We start from the raw sequence: 3459 nt of genomic DNA, 5'->3' as shown, positions 1-3459 counted from the left end.
CTGTGGCAGGCGGCGGAAGGGGCGCTGGCCGAGGGCGGTTCCGCCGATGGCGCGCTCGCCACCCGCCATGTGACCGATTTACAGTTCGAGATCGGCGGGCTCCCAGACGGGGCGGCGATGATGCGCTTTCTATTCACCCCGTCCTGGGATGGGCGCGCGCCCTTCGAAGCCCGGCTGTTTCTGCCGCGCCCGCTGCTGGAAGGGCGCAGTCTCGATCTCGGCCCGGCGGGCGATACCTTGGGTCCGGCGCTGGCGGAAATCTCGGAAGAGGTGGCGGCCACCGGGTTGAAAGCGCGGCTGGCGCTGCCTTTGTCGGATGGGCGCTGGCTCAGTTTCGCCAGCCCGCGCTTCTGGCAGAACCGCTGGACGCCGGTTGCGCGCGGGCTCGTTGTTCTGGCGGTGGCGGTTGGTTGGTGATCCTCGCCGTCGCCCTGGCGCGGCTATTGGCGCTACCGGTGGAACGGCTGGCCGAGAGTGTGGACCGCGAGCCCGTGAGCCCGCCGCTGCCGCTGGCGGTTCCCCTGGGCGCGTCCGAGGAGGTTCGGCAGATTGCTGCCGCCATCGACCGCAGTCGGGCGGCCTTGGCCGAACTGTTGGAGGACCGGACGCGCATGCTGGCCGCCATCAGCCATGATCTGCGCACCCCGGCAACGCGGCTCAAACTGCGCGCCGAATGGATCGAGGATGAGGGTATCCGCGAAAAAATCCTGGCCGATCTCGACGAAATGACCCTGATGATCGCCGCCGCGCTCGATTACCTCAAGCAAGGCTCGGCCCAGGAGGCGGAACAGATGGTGGCTTTCACCAGTCTGCTGCAAGCGGTGTGCGACGATTACTCGGATTTGGGCCGCCCGGTGCGGCTGACCGAAGCGCCGCCGTTGCAGTTCGATACTATCGGCACGATTTTCGGCCCCAGCGGCTCGGGCACGGCGCGCGCGCCGCTGACCTTCGATCAAGCCCGCGCCTTACGCCTGCGTTGCCGCCCCGAAGCGCTACGCCGGGCGCTGACCAATCTGATCGACAATGCCCTGAAATATGGTGGGCGGGCCGAGGTGATGGTGCAGGCGACCTCCGAAGAGGTGATCGTCGATGTGCTCGATGACGGGCCGGGCATCCCGGAGGAGGAGCAGAGCCATGTGCTGCGGCCCTTCTACCGTCTGGAACAATCGCGCAATCGTGGCACCGGCGGCACGGGGCTGGGGCTCGCCATCGTCAAAAGCGTGGTCGATGCCCACGGCGGCACACTGGAACTCTCCAACCGGGCGCGGGCAGGGTTACGGGCACGGATGGTACTGCCGCGGCGGTTATAGGCGCTTCTTGCCCGTAATCATCGCCCGGATCAGGTTTTCCCGATCGAGGAGGCTCATGAGCAGCACGGCCCCGACATGAACCCCCGCGAAGACCAACAGAGCATTGGCGGCGGTTTCATGGAACTCTTCAACGAGATGATTGCCCCATAGGCTATCGAATGTCATGGCGATGCCGCTGCCCGCGACGGCGACGAGCAAGCCCAGCAGCACGAGAATCATCGCCCCGCCTGCCGGATTATGGCCGAGGTAGCGGCGCGGCGTTCCGGCCAGCCGGGCGCGCAGATAGCCCAAGACGGCGCGGGGGAGGGGGCGAAGTCGGAAAAACGGGCGTGGCGGGTGCCGATCAAGCCCCAGATCAGGCGGAACGTCACCAGCCCGGCGACGGCATAGCCCGCCCATTCGTGCAGGCGCTCGCCGTCTTCGGCCAGAAAAGCGGTGGCGACGGCGGCGACCGTGCCCCAGTGAAACAGCCGCACGCCGAGGTCCCACACGGGGACCTCGGGGGCTGCGGAAGAGGGCAGCGCGGTCATGGTTACGCGCCTTTGACTTTAACGATTTCGCCCGTCGTCGGGTCGATATAGACCTCGACGCGCTTTCCGGCGGCATTATGGCCCTTGGCTTCGATGCAGCCGTCATCCTTGCCGAGCTTCACGTCTTTATAGCCCTTTTCGGTCAGCATCTGCATAACCTGGGCGTCTGAAACGGGGGTGGCGGCGGGCTTGCACAGATCGGCGGCCGAAGCGGCCCCGGCAAAAGCGGCGGCGGCGAGTAGGGTCATGGCGGCAAAACGAAACATGGTGAGGTTCCTAAGCTTGTTGCACGTCACCCGGTGCGTGGGTGATGAGGGGAGCATAGGGGGCGTTCCTGACGGCAGGCTGACGGCGGGCCATTTTCGGAAAGAAGCGTAATTTTCCGAAACTTATCTCGCGCGCGGCTGCATCATATTTGCGCAGGCTGCATTCGCATTTTCGATTTGTCACCGCGCCGGAAACCGGGCAAGGCTTACCGCCCCGGCACTGAAGCCGGGAACGATTTGTCATAAAGGGACATATCATGGCCAAACACGCAGTCGGTATCGTTGGCGCTACGGGCGCCGTCGGGGCCGAATTGATGAGTGTGCTGGCCGATCTGAACTATCCGGTCGGCTCGCTCCATCTGTTCGCCTCTGAACGGTCGGCCGGTAAAAACGACTACCACGCCCTTCGGGGAAAAAACCATTGAAGCCTTTTCCGTGGAAGCCGCGCAGCAATGCGATGTGGTCTTCCTGGCCGTTTCCGGCGAGTTCGCTAAGGAATACGCCCCGAAGATCGCGGAAAAGGCCCTGGTGATCGATAATTCTTCGGCTTTCCGTCTCGACGATGCGGTGCCGCTGGTGATCCCGGAAATCAACCCGGAAACCGCCAAGGGCAAAAAGCTGATCGCCAACCCGAATTGCACCACGGCAATTCTGGCGGTGGCGCTATGGCCGCTGCACAAGGTGTTTGGGGTGAAGAAGGTCATCGTTTCCTCCTACCAAGCCACCTCGGGGGCCGGGGTTGAGGGGATGAACGAGCTTCTGGCCGAATCGCGCGTCGTGCTCGATGGCGGTACGGCGGGGCATAAGGTGTTCGCGCACCCGATTGCCTTCAACCTCATCCCGCATATCGATAGCTTCCAGCCGAACGGCTACACGCGCGAAGAAATGAAAGTCACCTGGGAAACCCGGAAGATTTTCGGCGCGCCGGATATGCCGATCTCCTGCACGGCGGTGCGCGTGCCGACCTTACGCGTGCATTCGGAAGCCGTGACGATTGAAACCGAAAAGCCGATTACGGTGGAAGCCGCGCGCGCCGCGATTGCCGCTGCCCCCGGCGTGAAGCTGGTCGACGATCCGGCAAACAACGTCTACCCGATGCCGATCAATGCCACGATGCAGCATGATTGCAACGTCGGTCGCATTCGTCAGAGCCTGATTTTTGGCGACCACGGTATCGATTTCTTCGTTTCGGGCGACCAGTTGCTCAAAGGTGCGGCACTGAATGCCGTGCAGATTGCTCAACTCTTCGTCTGATCGTTTTTCAGGCCTAAGCCTTCTCAGCACCCTCCGGTCCCCGCCGGAGGGTGTTTTGTTTCAGGTGAATTTAATCGGGCGTGCCGCAGAAAATGCGGC

General features: G+C 63.5%; 6 protein-coding genes and 1 pseudogene. 4 read left to right on the top strand and 3 right to left on the bottom strand.

The window, feature by feature from the left end:
• Together VZ95_RS25990 and VZ95_RS18095 are read left to right on the top strand one after the other, a co-directional pair.
• Positions 1-417: pseudogene (locus VZ95_RS25990) on the top strand (hypothetical protein); the annotation flags it as partial.
• A complete protein-coding gene (locus VZ95_RS18095) occupies positions 414-1310 on the top strand; it encodes an ATP-binding protein (protein ID WP_156995389.1) in 897 nt (298 codons plus the stop codon). The pseudogene VZ95_RS25990 and the gene VZ95_RS18095, both read left to right, overlap by 4 nt.
• On the opposite strand, the gene VZ95_RS27485 is transcribed toward VZ95_RS18095, so the two are convergent.
• The 3 genes from VZ95_RS27485 to VZ95_RS18085 are packed head-to-tail and all read right to left on the bottom strand — an operon-like array spanning position 1305 to position 2106.
• Positions 1305-1601 (bottom strand): cytochrome b/b6 domain-containing protein, encoded by a 297-nt coding sequence (locus VZ95_RS27485; protein WP_232302743.1) that lies wholly within the window; start codon positions 1599-1601, stop codon positions 1305-1307. The genes VZ95_RS18095 and VZ95_RS27485 overlap by 6 nt on opposite strands.
• Entirely contained in the window at positions 1526-1840 is a 315-nt protein-coding gene (locus VZ95_RS27480; protein WP_232302742.1) for a cytochrome b/b6 domain-containing protein, read from the bottom strand. The genes VZ95_RS27485 and VZ95_RS27480 overlap by 76 nt, the downstream gene beginning before the upstream one ends.
• Before the next feature lie 2 nt (positions 1841-1842).
• Positions 1843-2106 carry a PepSY domain-containing protein gene (locus VZ95_RS18085; RefSeq protein WP_045777100.1) on the bottom strand — a complete coding sequence of 88 codons (264 nt, stop codon included), beginning with the start codon at positions 2104-2106 and terminating at the stop codon, positions 1843-1845.
• A gap of 257 nt (positions 2107-2363) precedes the next feature.
• Here VZ95_RS18085 and VZ95_RS28975 point away from each other — a divergent pair, with 257 nt between their 5' ends.
• Both VZ95_RS28975 and VZ95_RS18080 read left to right on the top strand, forming a co-directional pair.
• A complete protein-coding gene (locus tag VZ95_RS28975; RefSeq protein WP_332308131.1) occupies positions 2364-2531 on the top strand; it encodes a hypothetical protein in 168 nt (55 codons plus the stop codon).
• Between the two features lie 10 nt (positions 2532-2541).
• The gene (locus tag VZ95_RS18080) at positions 2542-3360 is read left to right on the top strand and encodes an aspartate-semialdehyde dehydrogenase (RefSeq protein WP_332308130.1); all 819 of its coding nucleotides are present in this window, start codon (positions 2542-2544) and stop codon (positions 3358-3360) included.
• Positions 3361-3459: the final 99 nt, after the last annotated feature.

Source organism: Elstera litoralis (assembly GCF_000963705.1).
Lineage (GTDB): Bacteria > Pseudomonadota > Alphaproteobacteria > Elsterales > Elsteraceae > Elstera > Elstera litoralis.
Note: the sequence above shows the minus strand (reverse complement) of the source record. Positions and strands in the feature narration are given on the sequence as shown.

Excerpts from the sequence above, each read along its gene's own strand:
- VZ95_RS27480 (WP_232302742.1), bottom strand. The coding sequence starts at position 1,840 with ATGACCGCGCTGCCCTCTTCCGCAGCCCCCGAGGTCCCCGTGTGGGAC.
- VZ95_RS18085 (WP_045777100.1), bottom strand. The coding sequence starts at position 2,106 with ATGTTTCGTTTTGCCGCCATGACCCTACTCGCCGCCGCCGCTTTTGCC.
- VZ95_RS28975 (WP_332308131.1), top strand. The coding sequence starts at position 2,364 with ATGGCCAAACACGCAGTCGGTATCGTTGGCGCTACGGGCGCCGTCGGG.